Raw genomic sequence first — 20,815 nt, forward strand, 5'->3', positions numbered from 1 at the left:
TCCTACAGGGATGATTATTACAAAGTACGCGGCTGATCCGGCAGCAACACCGGTGAGCTCTCTGGCGCCGCCCCGTCATTCTCCTGCTCAGCAACCGCATGCCGGGGCATCAAAACCTGCTGTGGATAAGTCTGCGCAAAATGTACCCACGGGCTGTTATCCACAAGCTTCTTCAGACGCTGGTTAAACGCCCGGCTCACCGCATACTGCCCACCCGATACCGTACGGAACTGCGCCGTCAGCACCACGCCGTTGAGGTCCATTTTGTCGACGCCAAACACGTCCAGCGGCCCTTGCAGGTTGTACTTGAGAAACGCGTCCTCACGGATCGACTCCCCCGCCTCGCGGATCAGCTCGATGGCTTTGTCCACATCGGTGTCGTAGGTGAACTGCACCGAAAAAAACGCATAGGCGAATTGCCGCGACTGGTTTGTCACGGCCTTGATCTGCCCGAACGGCACCGAGTGCACAAAGCCCTTGCCGTCGCGCAGGCGCAAGGTGCGGATGGTCAGGCCTTCGACGGTGCCGGTATGCCCGGAATCGAGCACCACCCAATCGCCAATCGACAGCGTGTCTTCAATGATGATGAACAGGCCGGTGATCACATCCTGCACCAGTTGCTGCGAGCCGAAACCGATGGCCAGACCGACCACCCCGGCACCCGCCAATAGCGGTGCCACGTTGATCCCGAGGTTCGCCATGGTGGTGATTGCGCAGATCACCACGAGGATGATTTTGATCGCGTTGCGCAGCAGCGGAAGAATCGTTTTTACCCGCGTACTGGGCTGTGTCGTGCGTTTATTGATCGGCGGTTTCAGCGCTTCCTGAATCGCTGTATCGAGCACCACCCACAGCAACCAGGTCACCAGAAAGATCAGGCCCATGCTGCTCAGCGACTCACTGATCGCCCGGCCCACCGAGTTACGCTCGGCGAACTCGAACAGCGAGACGCCCCAGATCCGCCCGAGAATTTCGATGAACACAACAGCCATGACAATCCGCAGCAACGCATGCAGCAAGCTGAGAAAGCGCTCCTTGTAGGCACTGCTGCGCTGGATCGCTTGGGCTTTTCCGGATTTGAACAGGTGCTGGAAAATCGTGCTGAGGAACACCGTGGCGATCAGCAGAATGGTGGTGAACAACGCACAGCGCAGGGCTTTCTGATTGTCCTCGCCGACGCCGATCAGGTTGATCGCCGAGACCATCACCATCAGCAGAATCGGCCAGTACCAGAGCCCGGAAAAGATCCGCAGGGATTCCTGCAATGAAGGCTGTTTCAAGCGCTGCGCCAGCGCCCGGTTGCGGATCAAATGCGCCACCGGACGCCTCAGGCGGATCACCAGTAATCCAAAGATGATTGAAGCAAACAGGCCGGTAAACACGGCGATGCTGCTGGTGATGTTGCCGCCCAGTTGCCGGGCGATCTGCGGGCTGGTCAAGGCGTCGCTGAGCGCCGCAAGGAAGCCGATCAGAAACAGCGGTTTGGGGCAGTAATCACGAATGATCTGCACCGCCCGGCGCTTGTGGCCGGTGTTGAACATGACGATCACGCACAAGAACATCGAGGTGGAGAAAATGCCGCTGCTGGTGGCGTAGGCAAAGCACAGGGCCAGCGCCCGGCCCACCGAGTTCGGCAGAAAATGGCTGACGTATAACGTCAGCGGCAGGCAGATCAACGCGGGAATCGTGTACGGCAACAGGTAGCCGAGCAGGTCCTGGCTGCGCTGCCGTTTTCGAAAAAACCGCCCTTCACTCAAGCGCTTGTCCAGCAGTGCACCGAGCACCGTGAGCAAGGCGAACACACCGAGCCAGACGCCGGACAACAACAGGAAATCGCCGACCACGCTCATCGGTGATCGAGAGGACGGCTGATTCACCAGTTTGTCGACTTCATCCGCCGCCCGATCCGCCCGCAGGCGCCAGGCGTCTACCAGATTTTCGTTGAGGTCGAGCTTGTCCTGAACGTCGTCGATGCTGGGACTGATCGCCCCGAGCAGACCGCCCTGGACCAGCGGTTCAGGTTTTGCCGGTTCCTCGGCTGCGGCGGGAAGTCCCGGCAGTGTGGCGGCTTCCAGCTCGTTGCCGCCTAAAAACAGCAACGCCCCCAGTAATATCGCGGTCTTGAACTTGAGCAAAACGGGGAGCTCCTTGAAAAGGGTCTGTAAGGAACTGATTGGTAAATGCCCGACAAGTTCGGTTTTGGCCGTGAGATAACAGCCTGCCCCGGTCCCTGTGAGGGAAAACACCAACCCTGTGGCGAGGGGGCTTGCCCCCGTTGGGGTGCGCAGCGCCCCCAAAAACCTGCAAACCGAAATTCCAGATACACCGCGTTGTATGGCTTTGCGACTGCTTCGCAGTCGAACGGGGCGATGCGGCGGTCCGACAAGCCCCCTCGCCACAGGGTTCATCACCAGCAGCACGATCTTTGCGCACAGAGCAAATATCAAATGCCCACCCCACTATTTTTCCGCACAACCCAAACCCGGACACTGCGCTCCATCAATCAATCCACCGGAGTTGCAGCCATGCCCATTGCCTTGCTCGCGCTGACCCTCAGCGCCTTTGCCATCGGGACGACTGAGTTCGTCATCGTTGGCCTGTTACCCACGATAGGCGCCGACCTCGGCGTCAGCCTGCCGTCCGCCGGCCTGCTGGTCAGTCTCTACGCCCTGGGCGTTGCCATCGGCGCCCCGGTGCTGACCGCCCTCACCGGCAAAGTCCCGCGCAAACTGCTGCTGTTGTCGCTGATGGTGCTGTTCACCCTCGGCAACCTGCTGGCCTGGAAAGCGCCGAGCTACGAATCGCTGATCATTGCGCGAATTGTCACCGGCCTGGCCCACGGGGTGTTTTTCTCGATCGGTTCGACCATCGCCACCAGCCTGGTGCCGAAGGAAAAAGCCGCCAGCGCGATCGCGATCATGTTTACCGGCCTGACGGTCGCGCTGGTCACCGGCGTGCCGCTGGGGACGTTTATCGGTCAGCATTTCGGCTGGCGTGAAACCTTCCTCGCCGTTTCTGCACTGGGTGTGATCGCCTTCATCGGCAGCCTGCTTTACGTGCCGAAAAACATTGCCCACAGCAAACCGGCTTCGCTGTTGCAGCAACTGCAGGTGCTCAAGCAACCGCGTCTGCTTCTGGTGTATGCGATGACGGCGGTCGGTTACGGTGGTTCGTTCATCGCGTTTACGTTCCTGGCCCCGATTCTTCAGGACATCTCCGGTTTCAGCGCCAGCACCGTCAGCCTGGTGTTGCTGGTCTATGGCATCTCGGTGGCGGTCGGCAACATCTGGGGCGGTAAACTGGCCGACAAACGCGGCCCGATCAGCGCCCTGAAAATCATCTTCGCCCTGCTCGCCGCCGTGCTGTTCGTGCTGACGTTCACCGCTGGCAACCCATGGCTGGCGCTGGCCACCGTGCTGGTCTGGGGTGCGGTTGCATTCGGCAACGTGCCGGGCTTGCAGGTGTATGTGGTGCGTCAGGCCGAACATCACACGCCGCAGGCGGTGGACGTGGCCTCTGGGCTGAACATCGCCGCGTTCAACCTCGGCATTGCCGGTGGCGCGTGGGGTGGTGGTTTGATCGTCGCGCACATGGGCCTGATCCACACCGCGTGGATCGGTGGCCTGGTGGTGCTGGTGGCGCTGGCGCTGACTGCGTGGAGCGGTCGTCTGGATCGTCTCGGCCCGGGGTACGCCGAGCCGGCGGAAGGCTCGACCCGCGTCGTCGCCAGCCACTGATCACCCCCTGTGGGAGCGAGCCTGCTCGCGATAGCGATCTGTCAGTCACATCAATGTTGAATGTGGTATCGCATTCGCGAGCAGGCTCGCTCCCACAATTGATCCGTGGTGTTCTTTCGAGCGTTAACCGTCCGTAGTCCCGTCGAAACTTTCTCGCTTGCCCCGCAGTCATCAAAAGACGGGGCAATCCGGGGACCATCCGACGGGAGGCGACATGGCGGCGATTCACATTGGCATTTCAGGCTGGCGCTACACACCCTGGCGGGGGGATTTCTACCCGAAGGGGCTGACCCAGAAGCGCGAATTGCAGTTCGCGTCACGGGCGGTCAACAGCATCGAAATCAATGGATCGTTTTACGCCCTGCAACGGCCCGAACGTTATGCCGAGTGGTACGACGAAACCCCGGCAGACTTCGTCTTCAGCATCAAAGCCCCGCGGTTCATCACCCACATCAAACGCCTGCGAGATGTCCATAAACCCTTGGCGAATTTCTTTGCCTCAGGGGTACTGGAACTCAAGGAAAAACTCGGCCCCGTCCTCTGGCAATTCCCGCCCAGCTTCAAATTCGACGCCGAGCTGTTCGAACACTTTCTCGAGCAATTACCCCGCGACACCGAACAGGCCGCCACCCTCGCCCGCCAGCATGATTCGCACGTGAACGGTCACGCCAGCATGAAGGCGTACAAGAAAAAGCCGCTGCGTCACGCCGTCGAGATCAGAAACGACACCTTCGTCGACCCGGCGTTTGTCCGCCTGCTCAAACGCCACAACGTCGCCTTGGTCATCGCTGACACGGCCGGTAAATGGCCGTATCGCGAAGACATCACCAGCGACTTCGTCTACCTGCGTCTGCACGGCGCCGAAGAACTCTATGCCAGTGGTTACACCCCCGAAGCACTGGAACGCTGGGGCGAGCGGATCGACGCCTGGAACCACGGCCGGCAACCCTCGGACCCGCAACTGATCGCACCACGGCAAAAGCCCAAGGCGCGCAAATCCCGGGAAGTGTTTTGCTATTTCGACAATGACATCAAGGTCCGCGCGCCCTTCGATGCCCGCCGCTTGCTCGAACATTTTCATCTCGACAAGAATCTCGCCACCGCCCCCGGCGAGCCTGCTGCCGAAGGGGTGCTGCCATGAATGGGCCCGAGCCGTTCAGTGCCACCGATGATCAACCGCCAGCCATGGCCGCCGTGCGCCGCTTCACCGTGCTGACGGTCAACACGCACAAGGGTTTTACCGCGCTCAACCGGCGTTTCATCCTGCCGGAACTGCGTGAAGCGGTGCGCAGCGTGTCCGCCGACGTGGTGTTTTTACAGGAAGTCCACGGCACCCACGAACATCATCCCCGGCGCTACAGCAACTGGCCGACGATGCCGCAGTACGAGTTTCTCGCCGACACGCTATGGCCGCAATTCGCCTACGGGCGCAACGCGGTGTACCCGGCGGGCGATCACGGCAATGCGCTGCTGTCGAAATTCCAGATCATTCGCCACGACAACCTCGACGTGTCCATCAGCGGACACGAGAACCGCGGCATTCTGCATTGTGTACTGCGCCTGCCCGGCGACGGCCCGGAAGTGCACGCCATCTGCGTCCATCTGGGGCTGCGCGAAACCCATCGCAACGAACAGCTGAAGCTGCTGGCCCAGCGTCTCGAAGAGTTGCCGACCGATACCCCGGTGATTGTCGCCGGCGACTTCAACGACTGGCGCCAGCGCGCCGATGCGCTGCTCAAGCCCTGTGGTTTGCGCGAGGTGTTCGCCGAACTACACGGCAAACCGGCGCGCAGTTTTCCGGCGCGCTTGCCGGCCTTGCGCCTGGACCGCATCTACGTGCGCAACCTCAAGGCCAGCCGTCCGCAAGTCCTGGCGGCGCGGCCCTGGTCACACCTTTCCGACCACGCACCGCTATCGGTGGAGATCGAGCTATGAGCAGCGCACCGATGGAAAAAACCACCGTGGAACACCTGGCCACCCACCCGTCGATCCGTGAGCCCGGCGTGGTCGACGTCCAATACGGCTGGCAGGGCAACAACCTGGTGGAACTGCTGGAAAACGGCGAAGCCTATTTTCCGCGGGTGTTCGAGGCCATGCGCCAGGCCAAGACTGAGATCCTCCTGGAAACCTTCATCGTGTTCGAGGACAAGGTTGGCAACGAGCTGCAGCAAGTGCTGATCGAGGCAGCGCAACGCGGCGTGCGGGTCGCCGCCAGCCTCGACGGTTTTGGCTGCGGCGAGCTGACCACCGGCTATCTCACCGCATTGAGCGAGGCCGGCGTGCGCATTCAGATATTTGACCCGGCGCCGAAACATCTGGGCTTTCGCACCAACTGGTTCCGGCGCCTGCACCGCAAGATTGTGGTGGTCGACGGCACGATTGCGTTCATCGGCGGGATCAACTTTTCCGCCGACCATCTGGCCGACTTCGGCCCCGAGGCCAAGCAGGATTACTCGGTTGAAGTGCAAGGCCCGGCGGTGGCCGACATTCATCACTTCGCCCTGCTGCAAAGCGGCCGCCCGGCGCGGGCCAAATACTGGTGGCAACGAAGGCGGCAGCGGCGTTCGGAGCTGGCCTTCAGCGACCACGATGGTCAGGTTCGTTTGGTGTACCGCGACAACGGCGATCACCAGACCGATATCGAAGAGGTTTATCGACAGGTGCTGCGCAGTGCCCAGCGCCGCGTAGTCATCGCCAACGCCTACTTCTTCCCGGGCTATCGCCTGCTGCGCGAGATTCGCGACGCCGCTCGCCGTGGTGTCGATGTGCGGCTGATTCTGCAAGGTCAGCCGGACATGAGGGTGGCCAAACTGGCGGCGCGCATGACCTATGACTACTTGCTCAAGGCCGGCGTGCAGATTCACGAGTATTGCGAGCGCCCGCTGCACGGCAAAGTCGCGCTGGTGGACGAGGACTGGAGCACCGTCGGTTCGAGCAACCTCGACCCGCTGAGCCTGTCGATGAATCTGGAGGCCAACGTGCTGATCCGCGATCGCGCCTTCAACCGCGATTTGTTCGAACGCCTCGAAACGCTGAGCAACAACCATTGCAAAGCCATGTGCGCGGACAAATCCCCGCGCGGACGGGTCTGGCACATGACCGTCGGTTTTCTGGTGTTTCACTTCCTGCGGCATTTCCCGGCGTGGGCCGGCTGGCTGCCGGCACACAAGCCGCGCCTGAAACCCTTTACCCACCTCGACGGAGGCGACCATCATGAACCGCGTTGAAGCGCACTCGGCGCCTCACGCCGACAGCCCGACACCCGCCTCGATAAAAAAAACACGCTGGAGTCGCTGGAAGAAACCGCTGACGATGCTGTTTTTCCTGGCGCTGATCGTGCTGTTCACGATGCTGGCCCAGCGCATCGAATGGAGCGAGGTGTTCGACAACCTTGCCGACTTCAAGGTGCGCACGCTGATCATTGCCTCCGGGCTGACGCTGGTGAGTTTTCTGGTGTACGCCTGCTTCGACCTGATCGGCCGCACCTACATTCGTCAGGACCTGACCTGGAAGCAGATCCTGCCGGTGGGCATCATCAGCTACGCCTTCAACCTCAACCTCAGCGCCTGGGTCGGCGGCATCGCCATGCGTTATCGCCTGTATTCGCGGCTCGGCGTGAGCAAAAGCAACATCGCGAAAATCCTCGGCCTGAGCCTGGCGACGAACTGGTTCGGCTACATGGTGATTGCCGGCGCGGTGTTCAGCAGCGGCCTGGTGCGCATGCCGCCCGGATGGAAACTCAGCACTGGCGCGTTGCAAGGTGTGGGGATTTTGTTATTGCTGGTGAGCGCGGGTTATCTGGCGGCGTGCCGGTTTTCCACGCGGCGCGAGTGGACCATTCGTGGCGTGGAAATCAACCTGCCTTCCTTGCGCATGGCGATCCTGCAACTGTGCCTCGGCGCACTGAACTGGTCGCTGATGGCGGCGGTAATTTTCACCTTGCTGCCCAGCAAGCTGGATTATCCGTTGGTGCTCGGGGTGTTGCTGATCAGCGCCATCGCCGGGGTCATCACCCACATTCCGGCGGGGCTCGGGGTGCTGGAAGCGGTGTTTGTGGCATTGCTGCAGCATGAGGTTTCGCGGGGGAGCCTGGTGGCGGGGTTGCTGGCGTATCGGGCGATTTATTTCATCTTGCCGTTGCTGATTACGTTGGTGATGTATCTGATCGTCGAGGCCAAGGCCAAGTCGCTGCGGATTGCAAAAAAGCCCAAGTGATTTGGTGATTGCGAGGACGCCTTCGCGGGCAAGCCTTGCTCCAGGTTGGGTGTCGATCACGAAATCGGGATACACACCCAACCTGTAGAAGCAAGGCTTGCCCGCGAAGGCGTCCGTAAGAGCACCACTTACTTGGATTGAATAATGCTCAACCGCTCACCCACCACCATCTCGGTAATCCAGTCCACCAGAATCGAGGTGTACGCCTGCTGCGAAACCGGCTCGCTCAATGCGTGATCGGCGCCGTCGATAATCCGGTGCGTCAGCGAATGCGTCTGCTGGCACGCGGCGCGGTAGCTCATGATCGTCGCGTGTGGCACGTAGTCGTCGGACTCAGACTCCACCAACAGCACATCCCCGGTAAATTGCGAACAGGCGTGCAACGCGCGATTGCTGTCAGCGCGAACCAGTGTGGCGCGGTAATCACGCAAATCCATCTTGTCCAGATCGCGCTTGGGCGTGTGCCATTGCTCATCGCGATACAGCGCCGGCACCCGCAGCGCCAGCCAGCGTACCGGACGCAATGAAGTCAGGATCGACGCCAGGTAACCGCCATAACTGGTGCCGACCACGGCAATCGCCGAAGTATCGAGTGCCGGATGCGCGAGCAATCGGTCGTAAGCCGCCAGCAGATCGCGCAGGTTGTCTTCTCGCGTGACCCGCGTCAGCGCAATGCCGGTGCCGCCGGTGTGCCCGCGCAAGTCGAACGTGAGGCACACGCAGCCGAGACCGGCGATGCCTTTGGCCCGCTCAAGGTCGCGCTCCTGGCTGCCACCCCAGCCGTGCACGAACAGCACGCCGGGGACTTTCGACTTGGGGCTGAGAAAAGTCCCGATCATCTGTTCATCGTCGATGTCGATCTGAATGGTTTCGCTTCTAGCCGTCATAGGATTGGACCGTTACGTACTTGAGAAGAAATTCACTGTTTTGCGCCGGCCCGCGGTACACCTCGATGGCGTCCGCCGGCAGCGCCTGATCGAGGTAGGTTTCCACCGAAGACACGCGGATGGCGCGCATGCCCGGGTGATTGACAAAACTCTGCAACGCCGCCACTTCCGCGCTGCTCGCGCCGCCCATGCGCCAGGACTGTTCGAGCACGCCACTGCGTTGCAGGCCGTTCGTGTCCAGGCCTTGCGCAATGTCGTAGTTGCGCCGCGACGCGTAGAAACCGGGATAGGCCTCGTCCGCGGCGTTGTCGAACACCTGCGCTTGCCGGATCGCCAATCGCACCTCATCGGGAAGATCCAGCCCGAGCAGATCGTCGTAGCCACCCTGCACCACGAGCAGGTTGGACCCTCCATAAACCTGCTCGCCCTGACCGTCTTTGGTCAAGTATTGATCACCGCAGTAGCTCAGTACTCTGTCGCCGATGAAGCTTTGGCCGACGCTGTGGGTCACCACGTCGGTCAGGTCCTGTTCCAGCACCACGCCTTCGGTGAACAGCGTTGGGGCATCGGGTCTGGCAAGGATTGCGTCGAACTGATCAAGGCTTTTGATTACCTCCTGACCCCGCCCGGCACAGGCATGAATCGGCTTCAAGCGAATGGGGCCGCTGTAGAGCAAGTGTTCCGCTGCAGGACGCGCATCGTCGAGGGAAAACACGCTGAGGCCATCAAGCACCACATTGCGCACCCGCTCGGAAAACAACGGCGACCAACCTTGCGGAGCATGAGCATTTTTGTTGCGCAGGCCGTGGCTGATGGCTTTGGTGCAGATGAAATCATGCTCGACGTAGCCACCCCACAAATCCTCCGGTCCGCTGACTCCGAGCTGTCGCGCGGCAGCGGCACCGACCAGGGTTTGGGTGGGCAACAGATAAAGGTCACGACCGCTGTGCAGTTCGGGGTCATAACTGCCACCGAATTTGAGCCCGAGGATATGCGCCAGCCAACGGGCCAGCGCGCGATTGGTTTCGACTTCATGTTGTGGCGCGTCGGGGCGCACCGAATGGGCGACTACCAGTTTCTTGCGGTTTGTTGGGGTCATGCGTCCCCCTTCAATCGGCGCTAGATGAATGTAGTTGTAGGGGTGCAGAGATCAGGCCAAGCGGGACTGGAGTGAAAGGTTCAGCAATTCAACCAGTTGCCGAAACGGTGATAGCACTGAGCCTGTCTCATTCTGCACGACACCTGTTTCAGTTCCCGCATTTTGCACGACCCAAGCCATGCATAGACCCACTGTGGGAGCGAGCCTGCTCGCGATGGCGGTGTGTCTTTAGCATTAATGCCTACTGATACACCGCTTTCGCGAGCAGGCTCGCTCCCACAGTAAGTTGACACCTACTGACGGGCCACGGCTGCAGTCGGCGTCACACCAAACCGCGCCCGATAATCACTCGGCGCCAGCCCCGTTATTTTCTTGAACGTCGCGCGAAAGGCGCTCGGGTCCTGATAGCCCACGGTCCAGGCAATGTGATCGATGGTGCCGTTGGTGAATTCAAGCATTTCCCGGGCCTTGCCGACCCGCAGGTGCTGGCAGTACTCGGTGGGTTTCAACCCGGTCGCCGCGCGGAATCGGCGCAGGAACGTGCGCTCTTCCAGCCCTGCCCGTTCGGCCATCGCCGTCAGCGACACATCAGTCGCCCCGGTGCTTTGCAGCCAGTGCTGAACCTTGAGAATCGAGGCGTCGCCATGGCTGAGAATCGGTGAAAAGTTACTGCCGCATTCGCTCGCACTGTCGCTGTGTTCCACCACCAGAAAACGCGCCGTGCCGGTGGCGATGCTCGGTCCCAGCAGTCGGTTGACCAGACGCAAACCCAGCTCGGACCAGGCCATCAACCCGGCGGTGGTAATCAGATCGCCGTCGTCGACGATCGGTGTATCGGCCTTGAGTCTGATCGCCGGGTAACGCTCGGCGAACGCCTTGGCCGAGGTCCAGTGGGTGGTGGCGCTGCGGCCGTCGAGCAGACCGCTTTCGGCCAATAGAATCGAGCCCACGCAGACGCCGCCAAGGGTCGCGCCTTGTGCATGTTGCTGCCGAATCCAGCTCAGCAAGCCTTGCGGCGCCTGGCCTTCGGAAAAACCGGCAATCGACGGCGGGATCAACACCGCCACCAATGCACCGTCCGGCGCGGGATGGCTGTCGTAGACGCGCTGGGGCGCCTGATCGCCATCGACCTGCCAATGGCTGACCCGCAACAGCGGCAACCGCGCCGCCTGATAGTCGGCGGCAATCCGGTTCGCCACCCCGAACAAGTCCGTCAGCCCGTGCACCGCCGCCATCTGCGCGCCCGGATAAATCAGCACGCCCAGCTCGGCGATTGCCCTTTGTGCGTCCATTGTCAGTTTTCCCCCTTCTATTGTCGGTGCGGCCAATCCTCGGACGGCCTGCCAGACCCGATACTTCATTCCACACCCAACAAGCACTTCGAGGAAACAGTCATGGCCAAGCAAGCACTCATCGTAGTCGATATCCAAAACGACTACTTCCCCCAAGGCAAGTGGCCGCTGGTCGGTGCGGATGCCGCTGCGGACAACGCCGTACGCCTGATCAAAGCCTTCCGCGATGCCGGTGATTCGGTGATACACATTCGCCACGAATTCACCTCCAACGACGCGCCGTTCTTCACCCCAGGCTCTGAAGGCGCGAAGTTGCACCCCAAAGTCCTCAACCGCGCCGACGAGCCGGTGGTGCTCAAGCACTTCGTCAACTCGTTCCGCGAAACCGAACTGAAGTCGATTCTCGACGAACAAGACATCAAGGAACTGGTGGTGGTCGGCAGCATGAGCCACATGTGCGTCGACGGCATTACCCGCGCGGCCGCCGACATGGGTTACGCCGTCACCGTCATTCACGACGCCTGTGCCTCCCGTGATCTGGAGTTCAACGGCGTCACCGTTCCGGCCGCCCACGTTCACGCAGCCTTCATGTCGGCCCTGGGTTTTGCTTATGCCAGCGTGGTGTCCACCGACGAGTTCCTGGCGGCCAGCCGCTAAGGTTTTTCGTCGAGCGTTTACAAGTCGACGCCCCTGAAAAATGAAAGGCCAGTAGCGTTCTCACGTTACTGGCCTTCTTTCGTTGCCCTTGCATGCCTGTCATAAAAATCTCACGCGTGAGCTATTGAGGGTAGCGAAGATTGCCTGTAGTGTTTCTCACGCGTGAGTTTTTCACAACGAGGTCAGCACCATGAAAAGCAGCTCTCCATCAGATCCGCCTTCCGGGTCTGGGACCGATGCACCGAGCAGCAAGGGAGAGCGCTCGAAGCCGTCCGCGAAAAAACCGTCGAGCTTCTACATGAAGCAGATGCGCGCGGGCCTGGGTGCCGCCGGTTATGTGAAACACGAGACTTGGGTGCTTCCCGAAAACCGAAGCCTGCTCAAGCAGATGGAGAAACAGCTACGCCAACCGATTCGGGCTGGCTCATTCATGTCGGAGAATTACATGAGCGCAGGTAACAACTGGAACATCGATCGCCTCTACAGCGCCCTTCAAGCCCTGGACGAAGTGGTCTCGAACGACATCACCCTCTCCCTGGTTCAAGGCTCCGAGTCCAGCATCAAGCTGGAAATGAACGACTTCGGTGGCTTGCCGATTTACATCGCAGTGGTGGGCGACCAGATCATCGTCGATACCGTACTGATCGACGTCGAGTCGATCAAGGACGTGCCGGTCTTCAATGATGCGGTGTTGCGCAGCCGGGAAATGTTTCCGCTGTCGTCGATCGGTATCGAGTCCATGCCCAACGGACAGGTCGTTTACAACATGTTCGGCGCGTTGAGTTCCGACTCGAGCCTGACCAACGTCGTGACCGAGGTCAAAACCCTCGTCGACAACGTCCAGCGCGCCAGCGAAGCCTTCGAACGTTTCTTCAATTAATTATTCGGGAATAGGGAATATCCAATGACTCAGTCCATCTGGAGCAAATTGTTCACCGCGCTGCGTGGCGGTGCCAATGAAGTCGGCGAATCGATCGCCGACCAGCAGGCCCTGCGCATCCTCGACCAGGAAATTCGCGATGCTGATAGCGCACTGGCCAACGCCAAGCGTGAGCTCGTCACCATCATGGCCAAGCACAAACTGTCGGCCGGTCGCGTCAGCGAGTACAACGCCAAGATCAAGGACCTGGAATCCAAGGCTCTGGCCGCGATCCAGGCCAACCGCGAAGACCTGGCACTGGAAGTGGCCGAAGCCATTTCGACCCTGACCAACGAACTGGATGTCGAACAAAAGCAGGCCACCGAGTTCGGCGGTTATGCGGACAACATGCGCAAAGACATCACCAAGGCTGAAAGCCGCATCAAAAGCCTGCGTCAGCAAGTGGACATGGCCAAGGCGCGGGAAAGCGTGCAGAAAGCCCAGGTCAGCGCGTCCATCGCCAGTGGCGGCGCCAACGGCAAACTGGAAACCGCGGTCGGTACGCTGAACCGCTTGCAAGCCAGGCAGCAGCAACGCGCCGCTGAATTGGAAGCGCACGACCAACTGGCCGATGCGTCGACCGGCACCGACCTGGAGCGCAAGCTTCGCGAAGCCGGCATCACGCCAGATACCGGCAGCGCCAACGCGATTCTGGAACGCCTGAAGCAAAAATCGGCCGAGTAAACGGGGCCGGATGCATAACCTGTAGGAGCGAGCTTGCTCGCGATGGACGTTAACGATAACGGGTGTTTTCTGAATAAACCCGCCGCTCTTGAGTCCATCGCGAGCAAACTCGCTCCTACAGAGGGCTGTTTTTTGTTGAATAGAGGTCAAGGATGGATGCCCTGAAGGGTTTCAAGACAATCGCCAGCCTCGCCATTTTCATGGTTGCGCTGCAACTGCTCAATGTCACGACCGGCTACAGCCTTGTGGCATTCGGCCTGGTGCCGAGAACAGTCCACGGACTGGTCGGCATCATCACCTCGCCCTTTTTACACGCGTCCTTTGCGCACCTCAGCGCCAACCTGATTCCCTTCCTGATTCTGGGCACCCTGGTCATTGTCGACGGGCTCAACCGGTTCCTTGCCGTCAGCGCGATCATCATTCTGCTGGGCGGCTCGCTGGTCTGGCTATTCGGTTTTGCCGGCGTGCACATTGGCGCCAGCGGCTGGGTATTCGGATTGTGGGCCTACCTCCTGTCCCGCGCCTGGTTTCACCGTAGCTGGGGCAATCTGATCACGGCGAGCGTCGTGGCGCTGCTCTATGGCGGCCTGGTCTTTGGCTTTCTTCCGCGTCAGGGTGTGTCCTTCGAAGGGCATCTGTTTGGTGCGTTCGCCGGATTTATTGCAGCCAAGGTACTTCTAACTGCACCGCGCAGCAGGTTTAATGCCGCTCGGTAACCGCACTCCAGCATTCAGATGCCGGGGCGATTACCTCGCCAGGAATGAGCCCCCACGGAGTCAGGGACGAAATGTCGATTTTCCTTTTACTGCGCCTGTACGCCTCGTCCCTCTTCCACCGGTTCGGTTGGGCGGGACTGGTGATAGCCCTGGGCGTGCACCTGACCATAGCGTATCTGGGCCTGGTGTTGCTGGGCGAACAGCACCTCACCGCCCCCGCCACGTTTACCTACTTCTATCTCACCACCACGCTCACCGTCGGCTATGGCGATCTCGCGCCACAGACATCGGCGGGACGCATTTTCGTGGCCACCTGGGTCATGCTCGGGGGCATTGCGCTGCTGACGGCAGCCATTGGTAAAACCACCAGCAGCGTTATCGATGTATGGAGAAAAGGCATGAAGGGCAAAGGTGATTACACCGGCAAGGTCGGGCATACGGTGCTCATCGGTTGGGAAGGTGCAGCCAGCGAACGGGTCGTTGAATTGTTGCTTCAGGATGAAACCTCCAACGACAACCTGATCGTCATTTGCGATTGCACCCTTGAAGAAAACCCCATGCCGGGCCAGGCCGCCTTCATCAGGGGTGAAAGCCTGTCCTCGGTGGCGCTGTTACTGCGCGCGGGTGTTCCGGGCGCCGAACGCGTCCTGGTGCGAACCCATTCAGACGACCTGACCCTGGCCACGGTGCTGGCGGTCAATCAACTGAAGCCTGTCGGGCATGTGGTTGCGCACTTCAATGACAGTGAAATCGCCGCGCTCGCCAGCGCCTACGCGCCCAGCCTGGAATGCACGTCAAGCATGGCCATCGAGATGCTGGTGCGCGCGTCTCAGGACCCGGGTTCGTCCGTGGTCATCAACGAACTGCTGTGCGTGGGCCAAGGCGCCACCCAATACCTGATGAAACTGCCCGAGACGTTCAACGCTACGTTCGGCGATCTGTACACGCAGATGAAGGAACACCACAACGCCACTCTCATCGGCTACCGCGCCAAAGGCGCCCGGCAACCGTCGATCAACCCGCCCAGCGCGACACGCGTTGACGGCGGCGAACTCTTCTATATCGCCTCCACCCGCCTGAAGGAAATCTCCAATGGGATGGTTTAAACAGCTGATGGGGCTTGAGGCCCCGAACGCGAATACGGAATCGAATTGGACCGCCAGCGAAACTCAGCCGGCCACCGGCCCGCTGTGTCTGGCGCTGGGCAAAGGCGTGATGTTCGACACCACGCTTAAATTGCTGCTCGACGGAAAAACCGCCGTGGCCATCCCGGACTCCCAACAGATCTGGAGCAACGGCACCATTGACCTCGGACAGTCGACCTGGCTGTCGCGCTACTACATGAATGACGAAGACTACTGGCTGCAAGTGCACACCACCGGCGACATCGCCGGCCAGATCGAGTCGGTGATCCTGTTCAACTACCTCAGCTACGTCACTATCAGCAGCGAAGCAGAGCTACGTCGGCTGGCCGGTCCGCAAAGCCTGATCGGGCTGCCGACTTACACACACAACGGCGTCGAGTACACCCGAGAATGGGGTACCGAGGATGGCCAGACTGAACTGGCGGCGTTGAGCGAACAGCTGAAAAATCCGGATGAGTCCTACAGTATCGAGCACCGCTCAATGCTGTACGCCCGCGACACCGGCCTGACCAATCGCCGGGAATTCCTGCTGTTTTCCGTCGAAGAGGACGCCGAAGGCACCATCAGCTTGAGCACTTCGCTGGGCATTTCGCTGTACACCACCGACCTGAACACTTTTTAAAAAGGAAGAAACCCATGCTAGAAGCGCTCTCCATTTCCCTGAACAAAGCCGCCGTGCTTGGGTTTGTCGTGTACATCCTCGGTGCCGCCGTGCTGTTCGCGCTGTTCCAGTTCATCTACACCCGACTTACCCCGCATAAAGAGTTCGAATTGATTCGTTCGGGCAATGTGGCTGCCGCAATTGCCTTGGGCGGCGCGATCATCGGTTTCGCGATTCCGGCCAGCAATGTGATTGCCTACTCGATCAGCATTCTCGACTTCGTCGTCTGGGCCGTGATCGCCGCGTTCGTGCAATTGCTGGCTTTCCTGATGACCAGCCTGGTGCTCAAGGGCACCTCCGAGCGCATCAAGAAAGGCGAAATCGCCGCGGGCATCTACGTGGCAGCAGTGGCTATCAGCGTCGGCATGTTGAACGCCGCCTGCATGACCCCTTCCCAGAACTGATCGCGCACGGAGCTCCCGATGAAACGAAGCAAGTACGTTCAGCTCTCGCTGGCAGCATCGGTCGCCATGGCGATATCAGGTTGCGGGCCAACGGAGAAAACCTACTCGGTACAGAAGAAGTACAACTTCCAGTCCGTGCAGCAATGCGCCGATGAAAAGCTTCCGGTAGATGTCTGCTCGGACGCCTTCATGACCGCCATGGCCGAACATCGGCGCATTGCGCCGGTGTACGACAACCAGGCCGATTGCGATGCCGACTTCGTCGCCGACTGGTGCCAGCAGGATTCCGCCGGCAAGTTCATCCCGAAACTGGGTGGCTTCGAACTGACCGCCGATGGCGAGGTGACGCAATCCCAGGTGGACGCCGCCAAGGCTCAATTACCCGCCTCGGAAGCGAACGGTGGCGGCTCCGGATTCTCCGGCACCAGCCTGCTGACCGGCCTGCTGATCGGCAACATGCTGAGCAATAACCGCAACAGCTACTATTCCGAGCCGGTGTACCGCTACCGCGATGACCGTGGCAGCTATTCGTCTTCGACGCTCGGCCAGCGGATTGCGAAAGGTTCGACCTTTACCAAATCCAATCAGGCGCGATACGGCAGCAGCAACTACGCCGACTCGATTCGTTCCGCCAGCAAACCGGTGTCCGTTGCCTCGTCCACTTCCCGTGGCGGCTTCGGCAGCAAAGCCAGTGCACGCAGCGGCTGGGGTGGCGGCGGGTCGAGCAGTTAAGGAAACCGGACCATGAAAAAAATCCATTGCGCAGAGCGTCCCGACTGGAAACAGACTGCCGAGAATCTCGGCTTTCTGTTCCATACCATCGACGACGAACCCTATTGGGACGAGAGTGCGTATTACCAATTCACGCTCAAACAAATCGAGAGAGATCTCGAAGACCCGACCACCGAGATTCATGAGATGTGCATGGACCTGGTGGCCCGCGTGGTGCAGAGCGAGGAATTGCTGGAGCGCTTGAGCATCCCCGCGCCATTCTTCGACATGGTCCGCACCTCATGGCTCGAAGGTCATCCGCATCTGTACGGGCGCATGGACTTTTCCTACAACGGCACCGGCCCGGCCAAACTGCTGGAGCTCAACTACGACACGCCGACCAGCCTGTATGAAGCGGCGGCGTTTCAGTGGGGCTGGCTGGAGCAATGCATCGAACGTGGCTTGCTGCCCCGGCACGCCGACCAGTTCAACAGCATCGACACCAAGCTGCATCAGGCTTTTGCTCAACTGCAGCTCACACAGCCCTTCTATTTCGCCTCGATGAAAGACTCGGTCGAGGACAAGGGAACCACCGATTACCTGCGGCTCGTTGCGGAAAAGGTCGGCATCGAATCCCGCCACATCGACATCGAAGACATTGGCCTCACCAGTGACGGACGTTTCGTCGATCTTGAAGATCGCTGGATTCCCCACCTGTTCAAGCTGCATGCCTGGGAGTTCATCTTCCACGAACCCTTTGGTGCAGCGATTGCCCAGAGTGATACGCAGTTTTTCGAACCGGCCTGGAAATCCATCATTTCCAACAAAGGTATCCTGCCGCTACTGTGGGAGTTCAACAAAGGTCACCCGAACCTGCTCGCCGCCCACCTGGATAACGACCCGAACAAAGCGGTGCCCAAGGGCTGGGTACGCAAGCCATTCTTCTCCCGGGAAGGCGCCAACATCGAGTTGCAAACTGCCGACGGTCTGATCGTTAAAGAGGACGGGCCCTACACGGATGCGCCGTTTATCCTTCAGGAGTTCGCGCCACTTCCCCAGTTTGGCGACAGCTACACGCTGATCGGTTCCTGGGTGATCGGCGATCAGGCGGCGGGGATTGGTGTGCGTGAGGACAACAGCTTGATCACCAAGGATTCGAGCCGGTTCTTGCCACACCTGATACTCGACTGAACACTCACCGTTAGTGGAAATGCCCGTTGCCATGCATCGGGCGTTGGCGTGAAACAGGTGCAAACCCGATCGCGGACCAGACAACCACAAGACTTACCGCCGAAAAGCCGGATAATGGCGGCCAAATCGTCTAGCCCGTTATTCTGGTAATCCCCCATGGAAATCAAGGTCAACTTTCTCGACAACCTTCGGCTTGAAGCCAAGTTCGACGACTTCACGGTGGTGGCCGATCAACCTATCCGCTACAAGGGCGATGGCTCGGCACCGGGTCCGTTCGACTACTTCCTGGCTTCGTCGGCGTTATGTGCGGCGTACTTTGTGAAGTTGTACTGCAGCACGCGCAATATCCCCACGGATAACATCCGCCTGTCGCAGAACAATATTGTTGACCCGGAAAACCGTTACAACCAGATTTTCAAGATCCAGGTCGAGTTGCCGGCGGACATCTCCGACAAGGACCGCCAGGGCATCCTGCGTTCCATCGACCGTTGCACCGTGAAAAAAGTGGTGCAGGCCGGGCCTGAGTTTGTGATCGAAGAAGTGGAAAACCTCGACGCCGATGCCCAGGCGTTGTTGATGCCTGCTTCCAGTTCAGAGGCGGGCACTTATATTGCGGGCAAGGATCTGCCGCTGGAGCAGACCATCGCCAATATGTCGGGGATTCTGGCGGACCTGGGCATGAAGATTGAAATCGCCTCGTGGCGCAATATCGTGCCCAATGTGTGGTCGCTGCATATCCGCGATGCGCACTCGCCGATGTGCTTCACCAACGGCAAGGGTGCGACCAAGGAAGGCGCGCTGGCGTCGGCGTTGGGCGAGTTTATCGAGCGGCTCAACTGCAACTTCTTCTACAACGACCAGTTCTGGGGCGAAGACATCGCCAACGCAGAATTTGTGCATTACCCGAACGAGCGCTGGTTCAAGCCAGGCCGAAAAGATGAACTGCCAGCTGAAATTCTCGACGAGTACTGCCTGAAGATTTACAACCGCGACGGCGAGCTACGTGGTTCCCATCTGATCGATACCAACTCGGGCAATGAAGAGCGCGGCATCTGCTCGCTGCCGTACGTGCGCCAGTCCGACGGCGAGGTGGTGTACTTCCCGTCCAACCTGATTGAAAACCTGTACCTGAGCAACGGCATGAGTGCCGGTAACACGCTGGCCGAAGCCCAGGTGCAGTGCTTGTCGGAGATCTTCGAGCGCGCGGTCAAACGCGAAATCATCGAAGGTGAATTTGCACTGCCGGATGTGCCGGCCCACGTGCTGGCGAAGTACCCCGGGATACTGGCCGGTATTCAGGCGCTGGAAGAACAGGGGTTCCCCGTGTTGGTGAAGGATGCGTCCCTGGGGGGTGAGTTCCCGGTGATGTGCGTCACGTTGATGAACCCGCGTACCGGCGGTGTGTTCGCCTCGTTCGGCGCGCACCCGAGCCTGGAAGTGGCGCTGGAACGCAGCCTGACCGAATTGCTCCAGGGCCGCAGCTTCGAAGGCCTCAACGACCTGCCCCAGCCGACGTTTGAAGGTCATGCGGTAACCGAGCCGAATAACTTCGTCGAGCACTTCATCGACTCCAGCGGCGTGGTGTCGTGGCGCTTCTTCAGCTCAAAATCGGATTACGAATTCGTGGAGTGGGACTTCTCCGGCCAGGGTGAAAACTCGAACGCCGAGGAAGCCGCGACCTTGTTCGGCATTCTCGAAGGCATGGGCAAGGAAGTGTACATGGCGGTCTACGAGCATATCGGCGCGACGGCCTGCCGTATCCTGGTGCCGGACTATTCGGAAATTTATCCGGTAGACGATCTGATCTGGGATAACACCAACAAAGCGCTGTTCTTCCGCGCCGACATCCTGAACCTGCATCGCCTGGACGAAGACGAACTGCAAGCGCTGGTTGAGCGTCTGGTGGAAAGCGAGCTGGACGACTACACCGACATCACCACCTTGATCGGCATCGAATTTGACGACAATACCGCCTGGGGTCAGCTGACGATCCTGGAGTTGAAGCTGCTGATTTATCTCGCCTTGCAGCAATTTGAAGAGGCGAAAGAGGCAGTGGAAATGTTCTTGCAGTACAACGACAACACGGTTGAGCGTGGCTTGTTCTACCAGGCCGTCAATGTGGTGCTGGAGATGAAGCTGGACGAAGACCTGGAACTGGAAGACTACGAGGCCAACTTCCGCCGGATGTTTGGCAACGAGCGGACGGATGCAGCGATCGGCTCGGTGGACGGCAGCGTGCGTTTCCATGGCTTGACGCCGACCAGCATGAAACTGGAGGGGCTCGACAGGCACCTGCGGTTGATCGACAGCTACAAGAAACTGCATTCGGCACGGGCCAACGTCACGACGTTATCCCGTTGACCGCAATCCTGTAGGAGCCAAGCTTGCTGGCGAAGAACGATGACGCGGTAAATCAGGAAAACTGCGGTATCGTTCTTCGCCAGCAAGCTTGGCTCCTACAAAATGAGGGGCAAAAGAAAACCCCCGACCAGTCCAG

The 20,815-nt window shown here is 59.8% G+C and carries 19 protein-coding genes; 15 read left to right on the top strand and 4 right to left on the bottom strand.

Annotation, left to right across the window (positions count from 1 at the left end):
• Nucleotides 1-17: 17 nt before the first annotated feature.
• On the bottom strand, nt 18-2,135 hold the full coding sequence (locus ACA066_RS25850) for a mechanosensitive ion channel family protein (RefSeq protein WP_497697160.1): 2,118 nt from the start codon (nt 2,133-2,135) through the stop codon (nt 18-20).
• A 390-nt stretch (nt 2,136-2,525) separates the two neighbouring features.
• On the opposite strand from ACA066_RS25850, the gene ACA066_RS25855 reads away from it, so the two are divergent.
• From ACA066_RS25855 to ACA066_RS25875, 5 genes are all read left to right on the top strand, one after another.
• A complete protein-coding gene (locus tag ACA066_RS25855) occupies nt 2,526-3,737 on the top strand; it encodes an MFS transporter (RefSeq protein ID WP_497697161.1) in 1,212 nt (403 codons plus the stop codon).
• Between the two features lie 214 nt (nt 3,738-3,951).
• A complete protein-coding gene (locus tag ACA066_RS25860; RefSeq protein ID WP_497697162.1) occupies nt 3,952-4,878 on the top strand; it encodes a DUF72 domain-containing protein in 927 nt (308 codons plus the stop codon).
• A complete protein-coding gene (locus ACA066_RS25865; protein WP_497697163.1) occupies nt 4,875-5,672 on the top strand; it encodes an endonuclease/exonuclease/phosphatase family protein in 798 nt (265 codons plus the stop codon). The genes ACA066_RS25860 and ACA066_RS25865 overlap by 4 nt, the downstream gene beginning before the upstream one ends.
• Nucleotides 5,669-6,964, top strand: a complete 1,296-nt coding sequence (gene clsB / locus ACA066_RS25870; RefSeq protein ID WP_497697164.1) for a cardiolipin synthase ClsB — start codon at nt 5,669-5,671, stop codon at nt 6,962-6,964. Before ACA066_RS25865 ends, clsB begins: the two co-directional genes overlap by 4 nt.
• Entirely contained in the window at nt 6,951-7,952 is a 1,002-nt protein-coding gene (locus ACA066_RS25875) for a lysylphosphatidylglycerol synthase domain-containing protein (protein ID WP_497697165.1), read from the top strand. Before clsB ends, ACA066_RS25875 begins: the two co-directional genes overlap by 14 nt.
• 128 nt (nt 7,953-8,080) lie before the next feature.
• Here the strand turns inward: ACA066_RS25875 and ACA066_RS25880 are convergent, their stop codons facing one another.
• The 3 genes from ACA066_RS25880 to ACA066_RS25890 all read right to left on the bottom strand — a co-directional run bounded on the left by ACA066_RS25880 (nt 8,081) and on the right by ACA066_RS25890 (nt 11,230).
• The gene (locus ACA066_RS25880; RefSeq protein WP_497697166.1) at nt 8,081-8,839 is read right to left on the bottom strand and encodes an alpha/beta hydrolase family protein; all 759 of its coding nucleotides are present in this window, start codon (nt 8,837-8,839) and stop codon (nt 8,081-8,083) included.
• Nucleotides 8,829-9,938 (bottom strand): DUF3182 family protein, encoded by a 1,110-nt coding sequence (locus ACA066_RS25885; protein ID WP_497697167.1) that lies wholly within the window; start codon nt 9,936-9,938, stop codon nt 8,829-8,831. Before ACA066_RS25885 ends, ACA066_RS25880 begins: the two co-directional genes overlap by 11 nt.
• Before the next feature lie 293 nt (nt 9,939-10,231).
• Complete coding sequence (locus tag ACA066_RS25890) at nt 10,232-11,230, bottom strand: GlxA family transcriptional regulator (RefSeq protein ID WP_497697168.1); 999 nt, start codon at nt 11,228-11,230, stop codon at nt 10,232-10,234.
• Nucleotides 11,231-11,332: 102 nt separating this feature from the next.
• Here ACA066_RS25890 and ACA066_RS25895 point away from each other — a divergent pair, with 102 nt between their 5' ends.
• The 10 genes from ACA066_RS25895 to ACA066_RS25940 all read left to right on the top strand — a co-directional run bounded on the left by ACA066_RS25895 (nt 11,333) and on the right by ACA066_RS25940 (nt 20,679).
• A complete protein-coding gene (locus tag ACA066_RS25895; protein ID WP_497697169.1) occupies nt 11,333-11,887 on the top strand; it encodes a cysteine hydrolase family protein in 555 nt (184 codons plus the stop codon).
• A gap of 298 nt (nt 11,888-12,185) precedes the next feature.
• Nucleotides 12,186-12,767, top strand: a complete 582-nt coding sequence (locus tag ACA066_RS25900) for a YjfI family protein (RefSeq protein ID WP_497697170.1) — start codon at nt 12,186-12,188, stop codon at nt 12,765-12,767.
• A gap of 24 nt (nt 12,768-12,791) precedes the next feature.
• The gene (locus tag ACA066_RS25905; RefSeq protein WP_497697171.1) at nt 12,792-13,490 is read left to right on the top strand and encodes a PspA/IM30 family protein; all 699 of its coding nucleotides are present in this window, start codon (nt 12,792-12,794) and stop codon (nt 13,488-13,490) included.
• Nucleotides 13,491-13,642: 152 nt separating this feature from the next.
• On the top strand, nt 13,643-14,206 hold the full coding sequence (locus ACA066_RS25910) for a rhomboid family intramembrane serine protease (RefSeq protein ID WP_497697172.1): 564 nt from the start codon (nt 13,643-13,645) through the stop codon (nt 14,204-14,206).
• A 71-nt stretch (nt 14,207-14,277) separates the two neighbouring features.
• Complete coding sequence (locus tag ACA066_RS25915) at nt 14,278-15,312, top strand: ion channel (protein WP_497697173.1); 1,035 nt, start codon at nt 14,278-14,280, stop codon at nt 15,310-15,312.
• Nucleotides 15,299-15,973, top strand: coding sequence for a DUF2491 family protein (locus ACA066_RS25920; RefSeq protein ID WP_497697174.1), 675 nt, complete (start codon nt 15,299-15,301; stop codon nt 15,971-15,973). The genes ACA066_RS25915 and ACA066_RS25920 overlap by 14 nt, the downstream gene beginning before the upstream one ends.
• A 14-nt stretch (nt 15,974-15,987) precedes the next feature.
• Nucleotides 15,988-16,416, top strand: coding sequence for a DUF350 domain-containing protein (locus tag ACA066_RS25925; RefSeq protein WP_497697175.1), 429 nt, complete (start codon nt 15,988-15,990; stop codon nt 16,414-16,416).
• An 18-nt stretch (nt 16,417-16,434) separates the two neighbouring features.
• Entirely contained in the window at nt 16,435-17,148 is a 714-nt protein-coding gene (locus tag ACA066_RS25930; RefSeq protein ID WP_497697176.1) for a DUF1190 domain-containing protein, read from the top strand.
• A gap of 12 nt (nt 17,149-17,160) precedes the next feature.
• On the top strand, nt 17,161-18,318 hold the full coding sequence (locus ACA066_RS25935) for a glutathionylspermidine synthase family protein (RefSeq protein ID WP_497697177.1): 1,158 nt from the start codon (nt 17,161-17,163) through the stop codon (nt 18,316-18,318).
• Nucleotides 18,319-18,474: 156 nt separating this feature from the next.
• The gene (locus ACA066_RS25940; RefSeq protein WP_497697178.1) at nt 18,475-20,679 is read left to right on the top strand and encodes an OsmC domain/YcaO domain-containing protein; all 2,205 of its coding nucleotides are present in this window, start codon (nt 18,475-18,477) and stop codon (nt 20,677-20,679) included.
• The last annotated feature ends 136 nt before the right edge of the window (nt 20,680-20,815 follow it).

It is taken from the genome of Pseudomonas sp. LBUM1651 (assembly GCF_059716135.1).

Excerpts from the sequence above, each read along its gene's own strand:
- ACA066_RS25855 (WP_497697161.1), top strand. The coding sequence starts at position 2,526 with ATGCCCATTGCCTTGCTCGCGCTGACCCTCAGCGCCTTTGCCATCGGG.
- ACA066_RS25860 (WP_497697162.1), top strand. The coding sequence starts at position 3,952 with ATGGCGGCGATTCACATTGGCATTTCAGGCTGGCGCTACACACCCTGG.
- ACA066_RS25865 (WP_497697163.1), top strand. The coding sequence starts at position 4,875 with ATGAATGGGCCCGAGCCGTTCAGTGCCACCGATGATCAACCGCCAGCC.
- clsB (WP_497697164.1), top strand. The coding sequence starts at position 5,669 with ATGAGCAGCGCACCGATGGAAAAAACCACCGTGGAACACCTGGCCACC.
- ACA066_RS25875 (WP_497697165.1), top strand. The coding sequence starts at position 6,951 with ATGAACCGCGTTGAAGCGCACTCGGCGCCTCACGCCGACAGCCCGACA.
- ACA066_RS25880 (WP_497697166.1), bottom strand. The coding sequence starts at position 8,839 with ATGACGGCTAGAAGCGAAACCATTCAGATCGACATCGACGATGAACAG.
- ACA066_RS25885 (WP_497697167.1), bottom strand. The coding sequence starts at position 9,938 with ATGACCCCAACAAACCGCAAGAAACTGGTAGTCGCCCATTCGGTGCGC.
- ACA066_RS25890 (WP_497697168.1), bottom strand. The coding sequence starts at position 11,230 with ATGGACGCACAAAGGGCAATCGCCGAGCTGGGCGTGCTGATTTATCCG.
- ACA066_RS25895 (WP_497697169.1), top strand. The coding sequence starts at position 11,333 with ATGGCCAAGCAAGCACTCATCGTAGTCGATATCCAAAACGACTACTTC.
- ACA066_RS25900 (WP_497697170.1), top strand. The coding sequence starts at position 12,186 with ATGAAGCAGATGCGCGCGGGCCTGGGTGCCGCCGGTTATGTGAAACAC.
- ACA066_RS25905 (WP_497697171.1), top strand. The coding sequence starts at position 12,792 with ATGACTCAGTCCATCTGGAGCAAATTGTTCACCGCGCTGCGTGGCGGT.
- ACA066_RS25910 (WP_497697172.1), top strand. The coding sequence starts at position 13,643 with ATGGATGCCCTGAAGGGTTTCAAGACAATCGCCAGCCTCGCCATTTTC.
- ACA066_RS25915 (WP_497697173.1), top strand. The coding sequence starts at position 14,278 with ATGTCGATTTTCCTTTTACTGCGCCTGTACGCCTCGTCCCTCTTCCAC.
- ACA066_RS25920 (WP_497697174.1), top strand. The coding sequence starts at position 15,299 with ATGGGATGGTTTAAACAGCTGATGGGGCTTGAGGCCCCGAACGCGAAT.
- ACA066_RS25925 (WP_497697175.1), top strand. The coding sequence starts at position 15,988 with ATGCTAGAAGCGCTCTCCATTTCCCTGAACAAAGCCGCCGTGCTTGGG.
- ACA066_RS25930 (WP_497697176.1), top strand. The coding sequence starts at position 16,435 with ATGAAACGAAGCAAGTACGTTCAGCTCTCGCTGGCAGCATCGGTCGCC.
- ACA066_RS25935 (WP_497697177.1), top strand. The coding sequence starts at position 17,161 with ATGAAAAAAATCCATTGCGCAGAGCGTCCCGACTGGAAACAGACTGCC.
- ACA066_RS25940 (WP_497697178.1), top strand. The coding sequence starts at position 18,475 with ATGGAAATCAAGGTCAACTTTCTCGACAACCTTCGGCTTGAAGCCAAG.